Raw genomic sequence first — 4680 nt, 5'->3', positions numbered from 1 at the left:
GCACCCAGTGCTGCTCGAACAGCATGCAATCCCTGAAGGACAACGGTTGGAAGGGCAGCGGGATTTGGCCGGGTACTGGCGCTGATCCGCCTGGCCACGCGGGCAACTGGAGGAGCCATGCCAGCCCGGCTTGACGCAGCTCGTCTTCGGTACACGTCACCCACTCGGATCCGCGTGCTTGTTGCCAGATTGAGGGTAGGTGCCCTGGTGTGGCGGAGGCTTGGGACGTCAGGCGGCGCAGTTTCATGGCATGCGTAAAGTATCCGAATGGCTGCAATGTATCCATATGGATACTTTTGTCAAGCATCTGAGTCCGTCAGAAGCCGTGAAACTGGGGGGATCGTGGGGTGCGGGCGCGACATCGACGGTACCGTTGGATCTGGTGCCTTACCATTGGGGCCAAGCTCAATCAATAAACAAGGGAACGCCCACAGCGGCGCACGGCGGGCATATGGATCGCATGCGCTTTGATGGGGCTCTTATTTTTCGTTTTTCCAGATCGATGACACGTTTCTCTGCTCGCTATGGGGTCATGGCCGCGTGCTTGCTTGCCTTCGGGAGCGCAGCACACGCGCGTGATCGCGCAGCCACCATCACCATACTGGATGGGCAGGCTTCGCTGATTCACGCAGCGGCGCGCATGGCCGCGGCAGAAGGTGTGGCGATCGAGGCAGAAGACATCCTGGAAACGGCGCCCGGCGCTAGCCTGTTGAGGCTGGAGTTGGACGGTGGCGCGACACTGGACCTGGGGCCTGCCACCCGCGTGATGGTGCGCCCACCATTGGGTGGGGCCGGCGCCAATGGCGCGGCGCCTGTGGCCTATGTGCTGGAAGGGTGGGCCAAGCTCACCGTTGCATCTACCAGCCAGTCAGGCAAGGCGGTGATGGCATCTGCTCTGATGGATGTGACCGCTCTGGAGCGCGATCTGGTGCTGCACGTCAAGGGTGCGGAGGCCGAGTTGTTCGCCGAGTCCGGCAAGGTGCAGACGCTCGTGGCCAGCAAGACCGGTGCACCTGCGCCCACCAATGTGGACAAGGGCGCCTTTCTGGCGCGTCGTGCAGATGGCGCCGTCGGCGTGACGCCTCGCCCGGCGCCGGCTTTCATTCAGGCGGTACCGCGTGCTTTCATGGACACCTTGCCCTCACGCCTGGCCATGTTCAAGGGCAAGGACATCAAGCTCAATCCTGCCGGCCGCATGACTTATGAAGACACGCAGGCCTGGCTCAACGCCGAGCCCCGCATGCGCACGTTGTTTCTGACACGTTGGAAGCCTCTTGCTCAAGACGAGGCCTTCCGCCGCTCGCTGGTCGGCCAGATGGCCCAGCATCCTGAGTGGCACAAGGTGTTGTTCCCTGCGCCAGCTGCCGCATCGTCCACGGGCCAGTCTGCCCGCAAACCTGTATCGAATCCCGTGACCTCTGCCGAGGCCGTCAAACCATGAAGCTCATCCTCAAGTTCAACCTCGCCTTTCTGGTGGTCTTCCTGCTCGGCCTGGGCGTGTCCGGCTATGCCGCGCGTGATCTGCTGCAAAGCAATGCCGAGCACGAGGTGCTGGACACAGCCGGCCTGATGATCGAAAAAGCCGAGGCTGTGCGCAACTACACCTCGCAGCAGGTGGCGCCCTTGCTGCAAACGCAGATGAAGTACACCTTCCTGCCGCAATCGGTGCCATCGTTTGCCGCCATCGAGGTGCTCAAGGGACTGACGCAAAAATTCCCTGAGTTCACCTACAAGGCTGCGATGTTGAACCCGACCAATCCGCGTGACCGTGCGTCGGACTGGGAGGCTGATCTGGTCACCCATTTCAAGCAGGATCCTGCAGCCAAGGAAATCATCGGCCAGCGTGACACGCCTTCGGGCCGCTCGCTGTACATCGCGCGGCCCATTCGTTTGAGCAACCCCGCCTGCCTGCAATGCCACAGCACGCCCACGGCGGCACCGGCCACCATGGTCGAGAAATACGGCCCGGCCAATGGCTTTGGTTGGAACCTCAATGAAACATTGGGCGTGCAGGTGGTCTCTGTGCCTTTGTCCTTGCCGCTTGCCCGTGCCGACAAGGCCTGGTGGACGGTCATGGCCATGCTGACGGGCGTGTTCGTCGTCATCGGCCTGACGCTCAACCTGATGCTGTGGAAGCTGGTGATCCAGCCCGTGACGCGCCTGTCTGCCCTGGCTGACCGCGTGAGCATGGGTGAGATGGAAGCGCCGGAATTCTCCGCGCCGGCCAAGGATGAAATCGGGGTGCTGTCTGACTCCTTCTCGCGCATGCGCAAGAGCCTTCAGCACGCCATGAAGCTGCTGGAGGGCTGAAGCCGTGGCACATCCAACCCAGCTGGGGAAGTACACCATTGATGGGGTGCTGGGTTCCGGTGCGATGGGCGTGGTCTATCAGGCCACCGACCCCGTGATTCAGCGCCGTGTGGCGCTCAAGACCATCCAGCGCTCGTTGGTGGATGGCGATGTATCGGGCTCGTCGATTGCAGCGCGTTTTCGCAACGAGGCGCAGGCGGCGGGCCGCTTGCAGCATCCGGGCATCGTGTCCATCTACGAATATGGCGAAGATGGCGACACGGCCTTCATCGCCATGGAGTTCGTGGAAGGGCAGGACCTCTCCAAGCTGCTGACGGTCAACCCCATCATGTCCGAGCCCATGCTGCTGCAGGTGATGGACCAGTTGCTGGCGGCACTGCACTACGCGCATGAAAAGGGTGTCTGGCACCGTGACATCAAGCCTGCCAACCTGATCCTCACACAATCGGGGCAGTTGAAGGTGACGGACTTCGGCATCGCGCGTATCCGCGATGCGGGCATCACGCAGGTCACGTCCACCATTGGCACGCATGGCTACATGGCGCCCGAGCAATACCGCGGGCAGGACATCGATCACCGCGTGGACATCTTCGCCGCCGGCGTGTTGCTGTATCGCCTTTTGGCCGGTGAGTCACCTTTCTCTGGCGCACCCGAGACCATCATGTACAGAGTCATGCACATCACGCCGCCGCTGCCGAGTGCGTCCACGCGCGTCAAGCGCAGCATCCAGCTGGATTCGGTCGTGATGAAGGCACTGGCCAAGGATGTGAAGGAGCGCTATGCCACGGCAGGGGCCTTTCGCGAGGCGCTGCGCCTGCATGCCGCCAAGACCAATCCTGGCAATCCTGTGATTGATTCTGTGCTGCATGGCGACGAGACGGTGGTGGATCCACTGGCCGCTCAACTACTGAGAGCCGGCATGCCGGTTCAGCCGGCCAGCAACTGGGATACCGGCATGCTCACCACGCTGGAGCGGGCTCTGGCCAGTTTTGTCGGGCCGCTGGCCAAGATGCTGGTCAAGCAGGCCGCAGCCAGTAGTACCGACTACAACACCCTGATCGGTGCCGTGGCCAACCATTTGCAGACGGACGATGAGCGCGCCCAGTTCATGGCCAAGATCATCAAGACGGGCACGATGGGCAGCGTCATCTCGACACGTGGTACGGCAGGCAGTGGTGCTTCAAGCATGGGCAGTGCCTTGTCGGGTGCTTCCTTGGGCGCATCCACTGGCGAGTCCATGGGCTCAACGGGCGGCAGTGCCCTTGGCGGAACGGGAGGCTCGATGGGTTCGGGCAGTTCGGCCATCCGCGCCTTGACGCCCGAGTTCATCGATCACGCCACGCGCGTGCTGGCCTCGCACATGGGGCCCCTGGCGAAGATCGTGGTCAAGAAGGCCCAGGCTCAGACCGCGCTGGCCAACGAGTTCATGGACTTCCTGGTTCAGCAATGCGCCGACGGGGTGGACAAGGCCCAGTTGCTCAAAGAGCTGCAAAAGGGGCTGAAGTAAAGGCTCAGGCCGGTGCTGAAGTGGATGCTGACGTGGACGTCAACACAGCACCGTCAGTCAGCGGATTGGGCCGTTTGCATTGCGCGGCCAGCAGGTCTTCGCCATGCTCCAGCATCATGTAGCGAAAGGCCTCTGCTGCGGGTGACAGCACCTTGGAAGCCTGGTGCACCAGGTTCCACGTGCGGATGATGGGCGTGCCCTCGAACTCCACCACATGGAGTTGCCCGCTGCGCACCTCGGCCGCCACCGCGTGCAGCGACATGAAACCGATGCCCAGGCCCGCCATCACCGAGGCCTTGACGGTTTCATTGCTCGGGATCTCCATGGCGATACGCGGTGCCAGGCGCTGTTCGCGCAAGTAGGCGTCCAGCGCGTGGCGTACCTCTGAGCCCAGCTCGCGCGCCACGATGGGGTAGTGCACCAGCGCTTCCAGCGGTGGGTGCCCCACGCCCAGCAGTTGGTGCCCCGGCGGGCACACGAACACCATCGGGTGGCCTGCGAAGGGTTCCGAGCGCAGCGCGTATTCCTTGGGCGGGCGGCCCATCACGGCCAGGTCGATCTCGTTGTTGTGCAACTTGTCGATCAGCTTGGTCAGATCTCGCGTTACATCCAGACGCACTTCCACGCCCTCGTGTTCGTCCTTGAAGCGCGCCAGGATCTGCGGCAGAAAGTAGCCCGCCGTGCTGATCATCCCTATCGTGAGCACCCCGGTTTCAACGCGTTTGAAACGGTTCATCACGTTTTCGGCATCCTTGAGCGTGGACAGCAATCGCTTGGCATACACCAGGAAGTACTCCCCAGCCATGGTGAGCTGAACCTGACGGCCCTGGCGTTCAAACAACGGCAGCTCCACCTGGCTCTCC

The 4680-nt window shown here is 62.4% G+C and carries 4 protein-coding genes; 3 read left to right on the top strand and 1 reads right to left on the bottom strand.

The features are described 5' to 3' along the window. The first annotated feature begins 502 nt into the window (after window positions 1–502). The 3 genes from EPO09_RS01525 to EPO09_RS01515 are packed head-to-tail and all read left to right on the top strand — an operon-like array spanning window position 503 to window position 3817. Window positions 503–1441, top strand: a complete 939-nt coding sequence (locus EPO09_RS01525; protein ID WP_290639475.1) for a hypothetical protein — start codon at window positions 503–505, stop codon at window positions 1439–1441. After that, window positions 1438–2310 (top strand): DUF3365 domain-containing protein, encoded by an 873-nt coding sequence (locus EPO09_RS01520; protein ID WP_290639473.1) that lies wholly within the window; start codon window positions 1438–1440, stop codon window positions 2308–2310. Before EPO09_RS01525 ends, EPO09_RS01520 begins: the two co-directional genes overlap by 4 nt. A 4-nt stretch (window positions 2311–2314) precedes the next feature. Further along, complete coding sequence (locus EPO09_RS01515) at window positions 2315–3817, top strand: serine/threonine-protein kinase (protein WP_290639471.1); 1503 nt, start codon at window positions 2315–2317, stop codon at window positions 3815–3817. A 4-nt stretch (window positions 3818–3821) separates the two neighbouring features. Here EPO09_RS01515 and EPO09_RS01510 read toward each other — a convergent pair. Next, window positions 3822–4680: LysR substrate-binding domain-containing protein (locus EPO09_RS01510; protein WP_290639469.1), on the bottom strand; the 859-nt coding region annotated here is incomplete at its 5' end.

The sequence above is a fragment of the Aquabacterium sp. genome, assembly GCF_004297345.1.
Classification (GTDB): Bacteria; Pseudomonadota; Gammaproteobacteria; order Burkholderiales; family Burkholderiaceae_C; genus Aquabacterium.
The sequence above is the reverse complement of the archived record's forward strand: the minus strand, read 5'-3'. Positions and strand labels throughout refer to the sequence as shown.

Excerpts from the sequence above, each read along its gene's own strand:
- EPO09_RS01525 (WP_290639475.1), top strand. The coding sequence starts at position 503 with ATGACACGTTTCTCTGCTCGCTATGGGGTCATGGCCGCGTGCTTGCTT.
- EPO09_RS01520 (WP_290639473.1), top strand. The coding sequence starts at position 1,438 with ATGAAGCTCATCCTCAAGTTCAACCTCGCCTTTCTGGTGGTCTTCCTG.